We start from the raw sequence: 16,639 nt of genomic DNA on the forward strand, positions 1-16,639 counted from the left end.
TGCGATCCGCGATCGCGCTGGCCGACGCGCCACATCCTGAGATGTGCAGCGCGCGGTCAGCGCGGTACGGCACGATCGGAGGGTGGCGAGAACTGGCACGCGGCGCCGCCGCACGAACCGCGCGCGCGTGCTCCGTCGCCGACGTATCGCCTTCGGCCTCGTCGCGGCCGGCCTCATCGCCCTCGTCGTGCTCGCCGTGGTGCCCCTGGTATCGCTGACGTCCGCGTGGAACGCAGCGTGGAACACGGAAGCGCGGCGCGATGCCGTCGACCTCACCGGCTTCGACCCGGGAACGCTCATCAGCGACGACGACTTCTACGACGGCGACGCCCTGACCGCCGACGAGATCCAGCGCTTCCTCGACGAACAGGTCGGCCGGTGCGCGACCGACTCGTGTCTCGCGCGCTTGCGGATGCCGGTCGAGGGCCGCGATCCGGTGGTCTCCGACGCGACGGGCGAGACCGTCTGCGAGGGCTTCGAGGGCGGCGACCTCAGCGCGGCCGAGGTCATCGACCGCGTCCAGCGCGCATGCGGCATCTCGGCGAAGGTGCTGCTGGTCACCCTGCAGAAAGAGCAGAGTCTCATCTCGGGTCGCACCGCGCGCGCCCCCACCGAGCGGCAACTCGGTGCGGCGATGGGGGCGCGTTGCCCCGACGACGCGGCGTGCGACCCCGGCGCCGCAGGCTTCGCCGACCAGGTCGCCCAGGGTGCGTCCGACCTCAAGTCCTACAGCGCCTCCGACTTCATGCGCCAACCGGGGACGCACTACATCGCCTATTCACCCGACCCGGCATGCGGCGGTACCGACGTGACGATCTCCAACGAGGCGACTGCCGCGCTGTACAACTACACGCCGTACCAGCCGAACCCAGCGGCCCTCGCCGCGCGGTGGGGGACCGGCGACGACTGCTCCGCGTACGGCAATCGCAACTTCGTCCTCTACTGGGCCCTCTGGTTCGCCCGCTCCTGAATCACAGTGTTGTGATTTCGTTATGCGCGGGCGATAATGGCCGGACAACCGAACAGTCGCCACACTCCATCCCAGGTCGTAGGGGAAGACGTACCTGACGAAGGAGAGACCATGGCGATCACGTCTTCGCGCGGAGTGATCCTGATCCACTCCGCGCCCCGCGCGTTGTGCCCCCACCTCGAGTGGGCGGTAGGACGCGCCCTCGGCCGAGCCGTCAACTTCGACTGGGCCGACCAGCCCGTGCTCGTGGGCAGCCGCCGCGCGGAGTTCTACTGGGAGGGCCCGGTGGGTTCCGGTGCGGCTCTCGCGAGCGCCATTCGCGGCTGGGAGCATCTGCGCTTCGAAGTGAGCGAGGATCCCACTCCCCGCAGCGATGGCGGACGCTGGATGCACACGCCGGGTCTCGGCATCCATTACGCCCAGACCGACGCGGCGGGCAACGTCGTCATCGGCGAGGATCGCGTGCGCTACGCGATGGAGGTCGCCGCCGGCGACCTGCTGGAGCTGCAGCGCGAGCTCGACATCGCTCTCGGTTCGTCTTGGGACGAAGAGCTGGAGCCCTTCCGCCACGCGGGCGACGATCAGCAGATCGTCTGGCTCCACAAGGTGGGCTGAGCGCCGCCACAGAACGTCGGCGGGGAGGCGCCACTAGCGGAGGTCGGTGAACACACCTGGCACCGAGACCGCGTATCCCCGGCCCGGCACGACGAACGCCCCCGGGCATCCCGACCTCAGTCGGGGATGCCCGGGGGCGTTCTCATCTGCGCACCGTGACGCGGGCCGCCGCCGGAGGGACCCGTGTCAGCTCGTCGTCGATACTCGGGAGTCCGCCAGGGCGCCTCCGGGTGTCGTGGACACTCGGGATCGCGCCTCAGCCGTCAAACCGAAGCGATCGCGACGACGGCGTTGTGTCCGCCGAAGCCGAAGGAGTTGCTGATGGCGAGCTGGTCGCCGGCGCCGAGCTCGACGGGCGAACCCGACAGCGAGAACGGAACCTCGGGGTCCTGCTCGGTGAGGTTGATCGTGGGCGGGGCGACGCGATCCTGCAGCGCCAGCACTGTGAAGATCGCCTCCAGCGCACCGGTGCCACCGAGCAGGTGCCCGGTCGAGGCCTTCGTGGCCGACACGGGGATCTCGTCGATCCGGTCGCCGAACACCGTGTGCAGCGCACGGTATTCGTTCGGGTCGCCGACGGGGGTCGACGTGGCGTGCGCGTTGATGTGCGTGACGTCGTCGGCAGATGCCCCGGCCATCTCGAGTGCCAGGCGCACGGCTCGGGCCGCGCCCGTGCCCTCGGGGTCGTTGGCGGTGATGTGGTACGAGTCGGCGGTGACGCCGCCTCCGACGATCGACGCGTAGATCTTGGCGCCGCGCGCCTTGGCATGCTCCTCGGTCTCGAGGATCAGCACCCCGGCGCCCTCGCCCATGACGAAGCCATCGCGGTCGATGCTGGCCGGACGTGAGGCCGTCTCGGGGGAGTCGTTGCGCTTCGACAGCGCCTGCATCGACGCGAACGACGCGATGGTGATCGGGTGGATCGCCGACTCAGTGCCGCCGGCGATTACGACGTCGGCGAGGCCGTCGCGGATGTGCTGCACGGCGTTGACGATCGACTCGGTGCTCGACGCGCACGCCGAGGCCACCGTGCGGGCGAACGCACGGGCGTTGAAGTGCAGCGACAGGTTGCCCGCCGCGGCGTTGGGCATGAGCATCGGCACCGTCATCGGCATGACGCGGCGCGGCCCCTTCTCACGCAGATCGTCCCAGGCGTCGAGCAGCGTCCACACACCGCCGATGCCGGTGGCGAAGTCGACACCGAGGCGGTCGGGGTCGATGTCGGGCGCACCCGCATCTTCCCAGGCTTCTTTCGCCGCGATCAGAGCGAACTGCGACGACGGGTCGAGACGCTTGGCGACGGGACGCTCGAGAACGGTCTCGGGGCGCACGAGCGCCTCGGCCGCGAAGGTGACGGGCAGGTTGTACTTCTCGACCCACTCGTGCTCGAGGGTGCGCGCGCCGGAGGTGCCGGCGAGCAGCGCCGACCAGCTCTCGGGGGCGGTGCCGCCGATGGGCGAGGTGGCACCGATACCGGTGACGACGATGCGGGGTGTGCTCATGAGCGAAGAATCCTTGGTGCGGCCGACGGATCGTGACCGGTGGGGGCCGGAGCCCCCACCGGGAGGTGTCAGGACTGGTTCGACGTGATGAAGGTCACGGCGTCGCCGACGGTCTTGAGGTTCTTGACCTCGTCGTCGGGAATGGTGACACTGAACTTCTCTTCGGCGTTGACGACGATCGTCATCATCGAGATCGAGTCGATGTCGAGGTCATCGGTGAACGACTTCTCGAGGGCGACCTCGTCGGCCGAGATACCGGTCTCGTCGGTGATGAGCTCGGCAAGGCCGGCGAGAACCTCGTCGTTGGTGAATGCCATGATGTCTCCTGTTTTTCTTGGGGTGGGCCCGAACGAGCCTGGATCAGTTTAGGGTTCGACGACCGTGCGTCAGGGGAGGACGACGACCTGCGCGCCGAACACGAGTCCGGCGCCGAAGCCGATCTGCAGCGCGAGTCCGCCGCTGAGCTCGGGGTGCTCCTCGAGCAGGCGGTGGGTGGCGAGCGGGATGGATGCCGCCGAGGTGTTGCCCGTGGTCTCGATGTCACGGCCGATCACGACGGTCTCGGGCAGGCCGAGCTGCTTGGCGAACTCGTCGATGATGCGCATGTTCGCCTGGTGAGGCACGAAGGCGGCGAGGTCGGCGGGCTCGATGCCCGCGGCCTCGATCGCCTGGCGGGCGACCTTGACCATCTCCCAGACGGCCCAGCGGAACACCGTGGGCCCCTCCTGGCGCAGGGTGGGCCACGCGGCGGTGCCGTCGCGGAACTCGGTGAGCGTGGCGTTCATGCTCACGGCATCCGCCTTCGATCCGTCGGATCCCCAGACGGTGGGGCCGATGCCGGGGGTGTCGCTGGGACCGATGACGACGGCGCCCGCGCCGTCGCCGAGCAGGAACGAGATGCTGCGGTCGGTGGGGTCGACGATGTCGCTGAGCTTCTCGGCGCCCACCACGACGACGTGCTTCGCCAAGCCCGCGCGCACCAGCGCGTCGGCCTGACCGACGCCATAGGCGAATCCGGCGCAGGCGGCGTTGACGTCGTAGGCGGCCGCGGGGTTCGCACCGATGCGGTCGGCGACGATGGCCGAAGCCGACGGCGTCTGCTTGGGGTTGCTGATGGTCGCCACGATCACGGCGTCGATGTCGGCGGGTGCGACACCCGACTTCTCGACGGCCTCCCGAGCGGCCTCGGTGGCCAGATCGATGGCATCCGTGTCTTTGTTCGCCCGCACGCGGGTCACGATGCCGGTGCGCTGGCGGATCCACTCGTCGCTGGAGTCGATGGGGCCGACGAGGTCGTCATTGGGCACGAAGTTCTCGCCTCGAGCGGCGCCGTACGCGTAGATGCGCGTGTGGGCGGGGCCCTGCAGCTGACGGAGGGTGGGGGTGCTCATGCCTGATCTTCCTTCAAGAGTGAGACGGCCGCGTCGAGGTCGTCGGGGGTCTTGACCGCCACGGTGGGCGTGCCGCGCAGGGCGCGCTTGGCGAGCCCGGTCAGCGCGCCCGCGGGGGAGAGTTCGATGATGCCGGTCACGCCGTGTTCGGCGAAGGAGGCCATGCAGCGGTCCCACCGCACGGGGGAGGCGACCTGCGCGACCACCAGGTCGAGCGCGTGGCGGCCCTCGGTGACGACGGAGCCGTCGGAATTCGTCCACAGCGTCGTCACCGGGTCGGATACCGGGACGTCCGCGGCCGCGGTGCGAAGCGCCTCGACCGCGGACTCCATGAAGCGGGTGTGGAAGGCGCCGGCCACCTGCAGGGCGATGACGCGCGCGCCGCGCGGCGCATCAGCTGCGAGCTCGGCGAGGGCGGGCTTCTCGCCCGCCGCGACGATCTGGCCGCCGCCGTTGTAGTTGGCGGGGGTGAGGCCGAGGGTCTCGAGCCGCTCGAGCACGGCGGTCTCGTCTCCGCCGACGACCGCGCTCATGCCGGTCTCGACCGCCGCAGCTGCGTCAGCCATGGCGCGACCGCGCAGGCCCACGAGGCGCAGGGCATCGGCGTCACGGAGCACACCGGATGCCGCCAGCGCGGCGATCTCGCCGACCGAGTGACCCGCGACCCCGGCGACGGGCGTGCCGGCGCGCTCGGTGAAGGCGGCCCACGAGAGGAGGCTCGCTGCCACGATGAGTGGCTGCGCGACGGCCGTGTCGCGGATCTGGTCGGCGTCCCACTCGGTGCCCGCGGCGATCAGGTCGACGCCCGATTGCTCGGAGAAAGCCTCGAGGCGCTCACGTACTCCGTCGAGTTCGAGCCACGGGGTGAGGAATCCGGGGGTCTGCGAACCCTGTCCCGGGAAGACGGCGATGATCACGACTCCATCCTGACAGGGATCGTTCAACCGCTTCTGGAGATATCGACACAGATATGCGGCGTGTCTTTGTGCGTGCCGTGCATCACCGCGGCTGCGACGGCCGCCGTTTGCCGGTTCCGCGACGCCGCGTGGCATCGGTGCCGATCGATCCGAGGATCAGCGCCGTCTGCAGGATGAGCGCCTCGCGCGGGCCCGTGGCATCCCATCCAATGACTTCGGAGACGCGCTTGAGGCGGTAGCGCACGGTGTTGGGATGCACGTACAGCTCGCGGGCCGTGGCCTCCAACGACCGGCCGTTGTCGAGGTAGCTCCACAGCGTTGCGACGAGATCGGCGCTGTGCGCGTGCAGCGGGCGGTATACGCGGTCCACGAGGGTCTGCTTCGCCACCGCGTCACCCGCCAGGGCGCGCTCGGGGAGCAGGTCGTCGGCCTCGACGGGCCGCGGCGCGTGCCTCCACGCGCGGGCCACCGCGAAACCCGCGAGCGCTGCGCGGGCGCTCTGACCGGCGTCGACGAGAGCCGGAACGGCGGGTCCGAGCACGAGGTGACCCGTACCGAAGCTGGGCTCCAGCCGCTTCGCGATGTCGGTGAAGGGCAGCTCGGTGATCTCGGCGCCACCGCGGGCGGGCAGATCGGCGCGGCCGAGCACGAGCACGAGACGCAGGCCCTGCACTCCGATGAGCACGTCGACGCCGAGCTTGCGCGCGGTACGGCGCACCTGATCGACATCGAGCTGCGGGGGAGTCGTGCCCACGAGCACCGACACCTCGCCGTGGCCGTGCCACCCGAGAGCGGCGATGCGGCTGGGGAGTTCGTCGTCGGCCTCGCCGGTGAGGATCGAGTCGACGACGAGGGCTTCGAGGCGCGCGTCCCAGAGGCCCCGCGCCTCGGCGGCGCGTGCGTAGACGTCGGCGGCGGCGAACGCCACTTCGCGCGAGTACGACAGCATCGCCTCGCGCACCTTTTCGCTGCGGCCGGCGACCCGCTCCTCCATCACCTCGACGGTGACGCGTACCAGCTGCAGCGTCTGGGTCAGGCTGACGCTGCGCAGCAGCTCGCGAGGAGCGGCGGCGAAGATGTCGGCCGCGATCGCGGGAGTGGATGCCGGCTCCTCGAACCACTGCAGGAACGAGGTGATGCCGGCCTGTGCCACCAGCCCGACGGCGGAACGCCGCGCCGGCGGCATCTCGGCGTACCAGGGGAGCGTCTCTTCGAGGCGCTGGATCGTGGCGGTGGCGAGATCGCCCGAGATGCGACGCAGCCACGCGAGCGTTTCGGCCTTCTCGACGGCCGCCTCAGCGCGTACGTCCCCTCCCGGAGACCGGTCGGACCCGGCCCCGCCCGAAGAGGGGGAACCGGGTCCGACGGTGGAATCCGTCACGTGGATCAGGCCTCGCCACCCGCGTTGCCGCTGGTGCCGGCGTTGACGTCGTGCAGGCGGTACTTCTCGATGGCCTGTCCGACCACGGCGCGGTCGATCTTGCCCTCTTCGGCCAGCGCCTGCAGGGCGCGGACGGCCAGCGAGGGACCGTCGATCTTGAAGAAGCGACGAGCCGCGGCACGGGTGTCGGAGAAGCCGAATCCGTCGGCACCGAGCGTCCAGTAGTTCTGCGGGACCCACTGGCGGATCTGATCCTGGACCGCGTGCATCCAGTCGCTGACCGCGACGACCGGGCCCTCGGCTTCTTTGAGCTTGTCGGTGAGGTAGGGCGTGCGGCGCTCCTCTTCGGGGTGCAGGAAGTTGTGCTCGTCCGCGGCGAGACCGTCGCGACGCAGCTCCGTCCACGAGGTGACCGACCACACGTCGGCGACGACGCCCCAGTCGTCCTTGAGCAGACGCTGGGCCTCGAACGCCCACGGCACGCCCACGCCCGAGGCGAGCAGCTGGGTGCGGGGACCGTCGCCCTCACCCGAGGAGATGTGGTGGATGCCGCGGACGATGCCGTCGACGTCGACCCCCTCGGGCTCAGCCGGCTGCACGTAGGGCTCGTTGTACACCGTCATGTAGTACATGACGTTGGGATCGGGGTGGTTGCCGCCGTACATGCGCTCGATACCCGAACGCACGATGTGCGAGATCTCGTAGCCGTAGGCCGGGTCGTACGACACGGTCGCCGGGTTCGTGGATGCCAGCAGCTGCGAGTGGCCGTCGGCGTGCTGCAGACCCTCACCCGTCAGGGTGGTGCGACCCGCGGTCGCGCCGATGATGAAACCGCGCGCCATCTGGTCGCCCGCAGCCCACTGGGCGTCGCCGGTGCGCTGGAAGCCGAACATCGAGTAGAAGACGTAGACCGGGATGAGCGGCTCGCCGTGGGTGGAGTAGGACGTACCCGCCGCCGTGAACGCGGCCAGGGCACCGGCCTCGTTGATGCCGACGTGGATGATCTGCCCCTGCGGGCTCTCCTTGTACGCCAGCAGCAGCTCGCGGTCGACCGACGTGTAGTGCTGCCCCTTGGGGTTGTAGATCTTCGCCGTCGGGAAATACGCGTCCATACCGAACGTGCGCGCCTCGTCGGGGATGATCGGCACGATGCGGTGACCGAAGTCCTTGACCCGCAGGAGGTCCTTCAGCAGACGCACGAACGCCATCGTCGTGGCAATCTCCTGGGTGCCCGAGCCCTTCTTGGGCAGCGCGTACGCGGCATCCCCGGGGAGCTCGAGACCGACGTGGGTGGTGCGGCGCTCGGGCAGGAACCCGCCGAGCGAACGGCGACGCTCCAGCATGTACTGGATCGTCTCGTCCTTCTCGCCGGGGGTGTAGTACGGCGGCTGGTACGGGTTCTCTTCGAGCTGCGCGTCGGTGACGGGGATCTCCATCGCATCGCGGAACGACTTGAGGTCGTCGAGCGTCAGCTTCTTCATCTGGTGCGTGGCGTTGCGACCCTCGAAGTGGGGGCCGAGGCCGTAGCCCTTGATCGTCTTGGCGAGGATGACGGTCGGCTGGCCCTTGTGCTCGGCCGCCGCCTTGAACGCCGCGTAGACCTTGCGGTAGTCGTGGCCACCGCGCTTGAGGCCCCAGACCTGCTCGTCGGAGAAGTCCTTGACGAGCTCGAGGGCGCGCGGGTCGCGACCGAAGAAGTTCTCGCGGACGTAGGCGCCGTTCTCGGCCTTATACGTCTGGTAATCGCCGTCGGGGGTGGTGTTCATCAGGTTGAGCAGTGCGCCCTCGGTGTCGCGGGCGAGCAGGTCGTCCCACTCGCGGCCCCAGACGACCTTGATGACGTTCCAGCCGGCACCGCGGAAGAAGCTCTCGAGCTCCTGGATGATCTTGCCGTTACCGCGCACGGGACCGTCGAGGCGCTGGAGGTTGCAGTTGATGATGAAGTTCAGGTTGTCCAGGCCCTCGTTGGCCGCGACCTGCAGCTGACCACGGCTCTCGACCTCGTCCATCTCGCCGTCGCCGAGGTAGGCCCAGACCTGCGAGTCGCCGACGTTCTTGATGCCGCGGTTGGCGAGGTACTTGTTCGACATCGCCTGGTAGATGGCGTTGATCGGACCGAGGCCCATCGACACCGTCGGGAACTGCCAGAACTCCGGCATGAGACGGGGGTGTGGGTACGAAGGGATGCCGTTGGGGGCCTGCGACTTCTCCTGGCGGAAGCCGTCGAGCTGCACCTCGGTGAGGCGACCCTCGAGGTAGGCGCGGGCATAGGCGCCGGGCGAGGCGTGGCCCTGGATGAAGATCTGGTCGCCGCCCGAGGGGTCGTCCTGGCCGCGGAAGAAGTGGTTGAAACCGACTTCGTAGAGCGCGGCCGACGAGGCATAGGTCGAGATGTGGCCGCCGACACCGATGCCGGGGCGCTGCGCGCGGTGCACGGTGACCGCGGCGTTCCAGCGGATCCACTTGCGGTAGCGCCGCTCGAGCTCCTCGTCACCGGGGAACTCGGGCTCGTTCTTCTGCGAGATGGTGTTGATGTAGTCGGTGGTGGGAACCATCGGCACGTTGAGGTGCAGTTCCTTCGAGCCCTTGAGAAGGCTCAGCATGATCTCGCGCGCACGGGCCGGGCCCTTGGCCTGGACCAGCTGTCGCAGGGATTCCTGCCACTCCCCGGTCTCTTCCGGGTCGCTGTCCTGCGGCCCCTGCGAATACGGATCCTGGTCGTGAACAGTCACGGAAGACCTTTCGTCGTCTGGCAGGTCATGCCAGAGAATCGCCATACGAGTGCGGCAACCCTTGTCTGCTCCGCACAATCAACCAGAGTCCACCCTAGCGAGTCGGGGCGGTCCCGGATGCGCGCTGCCGATACGCCCCGCCGCACGCTCGCAGCTACTGTTCGACGTCGAGACGTCTGCGGCATCCGTGTGCTCCTCATGAAGGATGCCGGGCCACGTCGCACGGGCGGGGGAGGCGAGCCTCGCGGGTCTAGCCTGAGCGCGTGAGCCCGCAGGATCCCGCCACGTTCCGCACCCGCCCCGAGCATCGGTGGCCGGTGCTCATCGCCCTCGCCGTCGGGACGGGCCTGTACGCCGTCCTGCCGAGCGAGGCGTCGGGTGTGCTCCGCTACGTCGTGGTGGGCGCCGGTGTGCTGTGCGCGATCCCGATGATCGCCACCAACCCCGCCCGGCTGACGCGCGATTCGCGCCTGGGGCGCGGCTTCGCGCTGGCGTTCACGGCGCTCCTGCTGCTCGCGAACCAGGTTGCCCTCGTGCTGCTCATCCGCCAGTTGCTGCAGGGGGAGGGCGAGGGGGCCACGACCCTGCTCGGGGCGGCCCAGGTGTGGGCGATCAACGTCATCGGCTATGCCGTCGTCTACTGGGAGATGGACCGGGGCGGACCCATCGCCCGTCGCCGCGACCTGCGCGACGCGCTGCCCGCGGCCGACTTCCAGTTCCCGCAGGACTCCGACGGCGACGCGGTGAGCGAGGTGCGGCGCCGCTCGTCCGACGTCGACCACTGGGCGCCGGGCTACGTCGACTACCTCTACTTCTCGGCATCCAACGCGATGGCGTTCAGCCCGACCGACGTCATGCCGCTGTCGTCGCGCGCGAAGCTGTTCATGATGGTGCAGGCGGTGTCGGGGTTCATCCTGCTCGCGCTGGTCATCGCGCGGAGCGTGAACGTCCTGAATTGAGGGTGGGCCCTGCCGGGATCGAACCGACGACATCCACGGTGTAAACGTGGCGCTCTACCAGCTGAGCTAAAGGCCCGGGATGCCACGAGTCTAGCGCGGCGCCGTCCCGAGGCCCGCGCCATCCCGATGCCCGCGCCGTCCCAAGGCCCGCGCCGATCCGCCGGAGAGCCGCGAGACGACATGCCCTTCGCGACATCACACACCGTTCGGCAGAAAGTCAGTTAATCTCGGACAAATCGAGTGATCTCGCCGCGCGGGTGAAGCCGCCCACCGGAAGCCGCGGCGCCCCCTGGTCCGAGGACGCACCGCCGATGTCCCACCCCCGGGGTAGCGTTGAGACCGTGAATGCCGATCCCGCCGACCAGCGCAAACTGCTCGACCTCGCCGACCTCGATGCGCGAATCCATCGCGATGAGAAGGTCGCCGCGAACCCGCCGCAGGCCGAGCGCGTCCGCGAGTTGATCGCGCAGCGGGGCGCCCTCTCGCAAGAGCTCGGGTCCCGAGCCAACGCGCGTGACGACATCACCGCCGAACTGAAGCGTCTCGAGTCCGACGTCGCCGTGGTCGACGCCCGAATCGCCCGCGACACCGAGCGGCTCGCCGCCTCGTCGAACGCGAAGCAGGCACAGGGCTTCGAGAACGAGCTGGTGTCGCTCCGGCGCCGCAAAGACGACCTCGAAGACATCGAGATCACCCTCATGGAGCGCCTCGAGGCTGCCGACGCCGCCGTCGCCGAGCAACAAGCGCTGATCGCCGACACCAACGCACAGGGCGCGCAGCTGAGCGCCGAGGCCAAGACCACCGTCGCCGACGCGACCACCCGCCTCGAGGGCGCACGTCGCGATCGCGACGCCGTCGCCGCCTCGGTCCCCGCCGCCCTGCTCGCCCTCTACGAGCGTCTCGCGTCCCGCGGCAACGGGGCCGGACTCCTCCTGGCCGGTGCGTGCGAAGCATGCCGAATGGTGCTGCCGCCCAGCGACCTCAACGTGGTGCGCCGCTCGCAGACCGACGAGGTGGTGTTCTGCCCCGAGTGCGGCGCGATCCTCGTTCGCACCGAAGAATCCCGATGACCCCGATCGGCGTCCGTGGTCTCTGACACGGTCGTCGTCGGGCGCAGCGCGACCGGGCGGATCGCCCTCGTCTCCGTAGGGCCGGATGCCGTGCCGTCCGGCGCCACCGAGATCGACGTCGACGCCCTCGCCGACGCCGTCTCCACACGGGAGGGCGCGGGCGAGGTCCGATGGGTCTGGGCCGACACCTCCGCCACCTATCCGCGCCTGCTCGCGGCCGGCGTGCGCGTCGCTCGCGCCTGGGACCTCCGGCTCGTGCACGCCATCCTTCGTCAGGCGCAGGCGCTGACCGACGACCACGGTCTCCGCCACGCCACGCAATGGGAAGCCGACAGCGCCGTGCCCGCGGTCGGAGACACGCTCTTCGACCTGGGCGACTCGGCATCCGGGGTCCCCGACAGCGCCGACGCCGCCGTGGCGGAGTACCGCCGCCAGGTCGCCGCGATCACGTCGTCGGAGATACCCGGCGCGCTGAGGTTGCTGTGTGCGGCCGAGTCGGCGGGGGCACTCATCTCGGCGGAGCTCCATGCCGCAGGAGTGCCGTGGAGCCGCGCCGCGCACGAGCAACTGCTCGAGGGTGAACTCGGCGCCCGGCGCGGGGGAGGGCTCCCCGTCCGCATCGAACAGGCGGCCGTCACCGTGCGGGCGGCACTCGGCGATCCCTCGGCCTCTCTCGACTCCCAGCCGCGCCTGCTGCGCTCGCTCCACCGCGCGGGACTGATGGTGCAGTCCACCAGCCGATGGGAGCTCGCCGAGCACGACCACCCCGCCGTCGCTCCGCTCATCGCCTACAAGAAGCTCATGCGCCTCTACACCGCGAACGGGTGGGCGTGGCTCGACGAGTGGGTGCGCGATGATCGGTTCCGCCCCGTCTACGTTCCGGCAGGGGTCGTGACGGGCCGCTGGGCGTCATCCGGCGGCGGGGCTCTGCAGATCCCGCGATCATTGCGCACGGCCGTCCGTGCCGACCCTGGCTGGACCCTCGTCACCGCCGACGTCGCTCAGCTCGAACCCCGCGTGCTCGCGGCGATGGCACGCGACACCGCGCTGGCCGAAGCGGCATCCGGTCGCGACCTCTACGCCGGCATCGTCGAGCGCGGAGCCGTCGCCAGCCGCGCCGAGGCGAAGCTCGCGATGCTGGGTGCGATGTACGGCGCCACGACGGGTGAGAGCGGGCGTCTGCTGCCGCGGCTCCGGCGCACCTTCCCGCGGGCCATGCAGCTCGTCGACGACGCCGCCCGCACGGGTGAAGAAGGGGGAGTCGTGCACACGTGGCTCGGGCGCACGTCACCCCTGGCGGGGGAGTCATGGCGCGAGCTGCAGTCGCGGGCGAGCGACGCCGCGGCATCCGGAGTCGATGAGACTCGCGCCCGCCGCTCCGCACGCGACCGGGGCCGCTTCACCCGCAACTTCGTCGTGCAGGGCACTGCCGCCGAGTGGGCCCTCGCGTGGTTGGCCGACCTGCGCGCGCGCCTGGCCGCCCTCCCCGAGGTGGATGCCGCCCGCGCGGCGCCGGCATCGGGCGCGGTGTTCGGGCGGGCGCCGCACCTGGCGTTCTTCCTCCACGACGAGATCGTCGTGCACACCCCCCTCGAGCACGCGGAGGCCGTGGCCGAGGCCGTGCGCGAGTCGGCTGCATCGGCGGGCCGACTGCTCTTCGGCACGTTCCCGATCGACTTCCCCCTCGACCTGCGCGTCGGCCAGACGGCGGAAAAGGGCTGAGCGCGCCCGCCGGTAGACTGGGCGGTGCGAATGGGTCGGCTGGACGGTCGCGTCACGGGTTCGCCCGTGCCGAGGAACGTCCGGGCTCCACAGGGCAGGACGGTGGGTAACGCCCACCCGGAGCAATCCGCGAGACAGTGCCACAGAGAGCAGACCGCCTCGGCCCGCAGGGGTTCGGGGTAAGGGTGAAAGGGTGGTGTAAGAGACCACCGGGGTCGTGGTGACACGACCCGCGAGGTAAACCTCGTCCGGAGCAAGGCCAGACAGGGGATGCTGACGCGGCTCGCCGAGTCCCCGGGTAGGCCGCTGGAGCGGCACGGCAACGTGTCGCCGAGAGAGATGACCGTCCACGGGGCCCCGAGCTTGTCGAAGGGTCCCCGGACAGAACCCGGCGTACAGGCCGGCCCATTCGCCCTGACGCGCGGCACAGCGCATCCAAACCGACCGGCGCTTCGCGCCGAATACCCATCGACCCTCCTGCTGGCCCCCTGCCTCAGGAGGGTCGCGGCGTGTCGGCGGACGAACGCGTGCGCGTCCCGTCCAACCCCGGGGTGAATGTCGGAGTTATGTTCTAACATCGACCACGGCCGGGGAAGGGGTCCGGCGCATGGGTTCGACGAGGGTCAGCGACGAGATGGTCGCGCGGGTGCTGGCATCCATCGCCCCGTGCACCCTGCAACCCGAGACGTGGGGCGCCCGACCCATCGAGTGGTACGCGCAGAAGCGTCCCGTGTGGGCATGGGTCACGTGGCCCAACCGGGCGGCCACGCGCGAACCGGCCTGGGCGACTGGCGGCAACGACCGCGTGGTCATGCTCGAGGTGCCGTGCGAGGGCGGGCACTGGGCGCCGGTGGTGTGGCGTAACGCCGTCAGCGTGCGGCAGGTCGACGCCGCATGACGACGGGGACGACCAGGGCGCCGTCTACTTGACGGCGGGCAGCGCCTCAGGCACGGGAACGGCGAGGGACGCCGCACCGATGATGCCCGCGTTGTTGCGGTGCTTCGCCGGCACGATGGGCGCGCGCAGTTTCAGCAGCGGGAGGAACTGCTCGGAGTGCTTCGACACGCCGCCGCCGACGACGAGCAGGTCGGGGCTGAAGAGGAACTCGACGTAGTCGTAGTACCACTGCAGGCGCGTGGCCCACTTGTCCCACGACAGTTCCTCGCGCTCCATTGCCGAGTAAGCGGCGAAGTGCTCGGCATCTTTCTTGTGACCGGCGCGCTGCAGGTGGCCGAGCTCGCTGTTGGGCACGAGCACGCCGTCGTAGATCATGGCCGAGCCGATCCCGGTGCCGAGCGTGGTGAGGATCACGAGACCCTCGACGCCCTTCGCCGCGCCGTAACGCACCTCGGCGATTCCGGCCACGTCGGCGTCGTTCGCGAAATGGATGCCACGCGACAGACCGTCTTCGAAGAACTTCTCCGCCTCGAAGCCGATCCAGGTCTTCGAGACGTTCGCCGCCGAAAGTGTCTTGCCGCTCTTCACGATGGCCGGGAAGGCCACGCCGAGCGGCAGATCGGCGGGGGCTTCGAGCGTCTCGAGCACCTGGCGTACCGCGGTCAGGACGTCGGCGGGCTCGGCACCTGCGGGAGTCGCGACCTTGACGCGGTCGCTGACGAGCTCTCCGGCATCCAGGTCGACGATCCCGGCCTTGATGCCGGTTCCGCCGATGTCCACTCCGACCGCACGAGACGCATTCGTTGCCATACCCCTCAGCCTATCCAGCCGCGCGGTCGGCATCAGTAGGATCGGGGGAGCACCGGCGGTTCACGCCGACACGCGAGACCCACGTGAGGAGCATCGTGAGCGACGACAACACGAAGTACTGGTACAACCTCGAGACCGGTCAGGTCGAGCAAGGGTACGAGTCACCTGCCGTCGACCGCGCCGGCCCTTTCGACACCGCCGAAGAGGCGGCCAACGCGCCGCAGCTCTTCAAGGAGCGTTCGAAGAAGTGGGCCGAAGAAGAGGCTCGTGACGACTGGGGCTCCGGCTCCGCCCGCTGACCGCACCGATACGAGGGATGACGATGGACAAGCAGCGTGATTTCGTCCTGCGCACGATCGAGGAGCGCGGCGTCAAGTTCGTGCGCCTGTGGTTCACCGACGTGGTGGGGACGCTGAAGTCGGTGGCGATCGCCCCGGCCGAGGTCGAGGGGGCGTTCACCGAGGGACTGGGCTTCGACGGATCGGCGATCGAGGGGCTCACCCGCTCGTACGAGTCCGACCTGCTCGCCCACCCCGACCCCACGACGTTCCAGATCCTGCCGTGGCGCGGTGAGATCGACCCGACGGCGCGCATGTTCTGCGACATCACCACGCCCGACGGCCAGCCCGCCGTCGCCGACCCCCGCCACGTGCTCAAGCGCACGCTCGCCAAGGCCGCCGACGCCGGGTTCACGTTCTACACGCACCCCGAGATCGAGTTCTACCTGCTGAAGTCGTCGCAGCTCGGCCCCGACGGACGCCCGCAGCCGGTCGACTCGGCGGGCTACTTCGACAACGTCCCCGGCGGCACGGCGCACGACTTCCGCCGCCGTTCGGTGCGCATGCTCGAAGACCTCGGCATCTCGGTCGAATTCAGCCACCACGAGGGCGGCCCCGGGCAGAACGAGATCGACCTGCGTTATGCCGACGCCCTCACCACGGCCGACAACATCATGACCTTCCGCACGGTCGTGAAAGAGGTCGCGATCGAGCAGGGCGTGTACGCGACCTTCATGCCCAAGCCCATCAGCGGTCAGCCCGGCAGCGGCATGCACACCCACCTCTCGCTCTTCGAGGGCGACATGAACGCCTTCTACGAAGAGGGCGGTCAGTACCAGCTGTCGAAGGTCGGTCGCCACTTCATCGCGGGCCTACTGCGCCACGCGAACGAGATCTCTGCGGTGACGAACCAGTTCGTCAACTCGTACAAGCGCCTCTGGGGCGGCGACGAGGCACCCAGCTTCATCTGCTGGGGCCATAACAACCGCTCCGCGCTCGTGCGCGTGCCGCTGTACAAGCCGAACAAGGGCCAGTCGACCCGTGTGGAGTATCGCGCGCTGGACTCCGCGGCCAACCCGTACTTGTCGTACGCGCTCATGCTCGCGGCTGGTCTCAAGGGCATCGAGGAGGAGTACGAGCTCCCCGCCGAGGCGGAAGACAACGTGTGGTCGCTCACCGACTCGGAGCGCCGGGCCCTCGGTTACGCGCCTCTGCCGGCGAGCCTCGACCACGCTCTCGAGTACCTCGAGGAGTCCGAGCTCGTCGCCGAGACGCTGGGCGAGCAGGTGTTCAAGTACGTCCTGCTCAACAAGCGCCGTGAGTGGCAGCAGTACCGCGCCCAGGTGACGCCGTTCGAGCTCGCGAGCAACCTCGAAGCACTCTGACGGTCGTCC

The 16,639-nt window shown here is 69.6% G+C and carries 15 protein-coding genes, 1 tRNA gene and 1 other RNA gene; 9 read left to right on the forward strand and 8 right to left on the reverse strand.

The window, feature by feature from the left end:
- The first annotated feature begins 82 nt into the window (after positions 1–82).
- Positions 83–970, forward strand: a complete 888-nt coding sequence (locus ASF76_RS06175; protein WP_156459156.1) for a hemagglutinin — start codon at positions 83–85, stop codon at positions 968–970.
- A gap of 111 nt (positions 971–1,081) precedes the next feature.
- Entirely contained in the window at positions 1,082–1,585 is a 504-nt protein-coding gene (locus ASF76_RS06180; RefSeq protein WP_055954545.1) for a DUF3145 domain-containing protein, read from the forward strand.
- 263 nt (positions 1,586–1,848) lie between these two features.
- Here ASF76_RS06180 and ASF76_RS06185 read toward each other — a convergent pair whose 3' ends face one another.
- The 6 genes from ASF76_RS06185 to aceE all read right to left on the reverse strand — a co-directional run bounded on the left by ASF76_RS06185 (position 1,849) and on the right by aceE (position 9,508).
- Complete coding sequence (locus ASF76_RS06185; RefSeq protein ID WP_055954548.1) at positions 1,849–3,087, reverse strand: beta-ketoacyl-[acyl-carrier-protein] synthase family protein; 1,239 nt, start codon at positions 3,085–3,087, stop codon at positions 1,849–1,851.
- A 68-nt stretch (positions 3,088–3,155) separates the two neighbouring features.
- A complete protein-coding gene (locus ASF76_RS06190; protein ID WP_055954551.1) occupies positions 3,156–3,404 on the reverse strand; it encodes an acyl carrier protein in 249 nt (82 codons plus the stop codon).
- Between the two features lie 69 nt (positions 3,405–3,473).
- Positions 3,474–4,478: a beta-ketoacyl-ACP synthase III gene (locus tag ASF76_RS06195; protein WP_055954554.1), complete on the reverse strand. Its 1,005-nt coding sequence runs from the start codon at positions 4,476–4,478 to the stop codon at positions 3,474–3,476.
- On the reverse strand, positions 4,475–5,395 hold the full coding sequence (locus ASF76_RS06200) for an ACP S-malonyltransferase (protein ID WP_055954559.1): 921 nt from the start codon (positions 5,393–5,395) through the stop codon (positions 4,475–4,477). The genes ASF76_RS06195 and ASF76_RS06200 overlap by 4 nt, the downstream gene beginning before the upstream one ends.
- An 82-nt stretch (positions 5,396–5,477) precedes the next feature.
- Positions 5,478–6,656: a PucR family transcriptional regulator gene (locus ASF76_RS06205; protein ID WP_055955396.1), complete on the reverse strand. Its 1,179-nt coding sequence runs from the start codon at positions 6,654–6,656 to the stop codon at positions 5,478–5,480.
- Positions 6,657–6,781: 125 nt separating this feature from the next.
- Positions 6,782–9,508: a pyruvate dehydrogenase (acetyl-transferring), homodimeric type gene (gene aceE, locus ASF76_RS06210; RefSeq protein WP_055954562.1), complete on the reverse strand. Its 2,727-nt coding sequence runs from the start codon at positions 9,506–9,508 to the stop codon at positions 6,782–6,784.
- Positions 9,509–9,771: 263 nt separating this feature from the next.
- Between aceE and ASF76_RS06215 the strand changes: the two genes are divergently transcribed.
- A complete protein-coding gene (locus tag ASF76_RS06215; RefSeq protein ID WP_055954565.1) occupies positions 9,772–10,467 on the forward strand; it encodes a DUF1345 domain-containing protein in 696 nt (231 codons plus the stop codon).
- Positions 10,468–10,470: 3 nt separating this feature from the next.
- Here the strand turns inward: ASF76_RS06215 and ASF76_RS06220 are convergent.
- A tRNA-Val gene (locus tag ASF76_RS06220) sits at positions 10,471–10,543 on the reverse strand.
- Between the two features lie 265 nt (positions 10,544–10,808).
- Here ASF76_RS06220 and ASF76_RS06225 point away from each other — a divergent pair.
- The 4 genes from ASF76_RS06225 to ASF76_RS06235 all read left to right on the forward strand — a co-directional run bounded on the left by ASF76_RS06225 (position 10,809) and on the right by ASF76_RS06235 (position 14,157).
- Positions 10,809–11,537, forward strand: a complete 729-nt coding sequence (locus tag ASF76_RS06225) for a zinc ribbon domain-containing protein (protein ID WP_055954568.1) — start codon at positions 10,809–10,811, stop codon at positions 11,535–11,537.
- A gap of 15 nt (positions 11,538–11,552) precedes the next feature.
- Positions 11,553–13,259: a bifunctional 3'-5' exonuclease/DNA polymerase gene (locus ASF76_RS06230; protein ID WP_055954571.1), complete on the forward strand. Its 1,707-nt coding sequence runs from the start codon at positions 11,553–11,555 to the stop codon at positions 13,257–13,259.
- Positions 13,260–13,290: 31 nt separating this feature from the next.
- Positions 13,291–13,671: RNase P RNA component class A (gene rnpB, locus ASF76_RS07470), an RNA gene on the forward strand.
- Positions 13,672–13,866: 195 nt separating this feature from the next.
- On the forward strand, positions 13,867–14,157 hold the full coding sequence (locus ASF76_RS06235; protein WP_055954575.1) for a hypothetical protein: 291 nt from the start codon (positions 13,867–13,869) through the stop codon (positions 14,155–14,157).
- Between the two features lie 24 nt (positions 14,158–14,181).
- On the opposite strand, the gene ppgK is transcribed toward ASF76_RS06235, so the two are convergent.
- A complete protein-coding gene (gene ppgK / locus ASF76_RS06240; RefSeq protein ID WP_055954578.1) occupies positions 14,182–14,967 on the reverse strand; it encodes a polyphosphate--glucose phosphotransferase in 786 nt (261 codons plus the stop codon).
- Positions 14,968–15,062: 95 nt separating this feature from the next.
- Here ppgK and ASF76_RS06245 point away from each other — a divergent pair, with 95 nt between their 5' ends.
- Both ASF76_RS06245 and glnA read left to right on the forward strand, forming a co-directional pair.
- The gene (locus ASF76_RS06245) at positions 15,063–15,266 is read left to right on the forward strand and encodes a hypothetical protein (RefSeq protein WP_055954581.1); all 204 of its coding nucleotides are present in this window, start codon (positions 15,063–15,065) and stop codon (positions 15,264–15,266) included.
- Between the two features lie 23 nt (positions 15,267–15,289).
- Positions 15,290–16,630 carry a type I glutamate--ammonia ligase gene (glnA, locus tag ASF76_RS06250; RefSeq protein ID WP_055955399.1) on the forward strand — a complete coding sequence of 447 codons (1,341 nt, stop codon included), beginning with the start codon at positions 15,290–15,292 and terminating at the stop codon, positions 16,628–16,630.
- Positions 16,631–16,639 lie beyond the last annotated feature (9 nt).

Source organism: Microbacterium sp. Leaf151 (assembly GCF_001424225.1).
Classification (GTDB): Bacteria; Actinomycetota; Actinomycetes; order Actinomycetales; family Microbacteriaceae; genus Microbacterium.

Bases quoted from the DNA above. Each gene is read 5' to 3' on its own strand.
- ASF76_RS06180 (WP_055954545.1), top strand. From the start codon at position 1,082: ATGGCGATCACGTCTTCGCGCGGAGTGATCCTGATCCACTCCGCGCCC.
- ASF76_RS06185 (WP_055954548.1), bottom strand. From the start codon at position 3,087: ATGAGCACACCCCGCATCGTCGTCACCGGTATCGGTGCCACCTCGCCC.
- ASF76_RS06190 (WP_055954551.1), bottom strand. From the start codon at position 3,404: ATGGCATTCACCAACGACGAGGTTCTCGCCGGCCTTGCCGAGCTCATC.
- ASF76_RS06195 (WP_055954554.1), bottom strand. From the start codon at position 4,478: ATGAGCACCCCCACCCTCCGTCAGCTGCAGGGCCCCGCCCACACGCGC.
- ASF76_RS06235 (WP_055954575.1), top strand. From the start codon at position 13,867: ATGGGTTCGACGAGGGTCAGCGACGAGATGGTCGCGCGGGTGCTGGCA.
- ppgK (WP_055954578.1), bottom strand. From the start codon at position 14,967: ATGGCAACGAATGCGTCTCGTGCGGTCGGAGTGGACATCGGCGGAACC.
- glnA (WP_055955399.1), top strand. From the start codon at position 15,290: ATGGACAAGCAGCGTGATTTCGTCCTGCGCACGATCGAGGAGCGCGGC.